The organism is Paraburkholderia sp. SIMBA_054, from assembly GCF_046534875.1.
Classification (GTDB): Bacteria; Pseudomonadota; Gammaproteobacteria; order Burkholderiales; family Burkholderiaceae; genus Paraburkholderia; species Paraburkholderia hospita.
On record NZ_JAWRXV010001329.1, the window covers coordinates 1 to 250 of the forward strand.

The window sequence follows — 250 nt, forward strand, 5'->3', positions numbered from 1 at the left end:
GTCATGCGCGTGATAACTTCTATACCACCCATATTGGCGGCGAGCATCTTACCGTCTTTCGCACCACGAAAACAAAATCCCGCCTGAACTTCCTGTCGCTCTTGCGCGGCAATTATCAGGATTATGTGCTTAACGATGCTACTTCTGATTATCTGAAGACGCGACATGGCGTGGATCCGACAGTCATCGCCAGGCTGCAAACACGCACGCCTCAACGCTTTAGCAACCAGGTCCCCTTTCTGGAACACCT

1 protein-coding gene is annotated in these 250 nt (G+C 51.6%); it reads left to right on the top strand.

Annotated elements, in window-relative coordinates; genetic code table 11:
• Positions 1-250, top strand: a 250-nt coding sequence (locus tag SB822_RS59395) for a hypothetical protein (RefSeq protein ID WP_410859413.1), incomplete at both ends; no start/stop codon positions are given.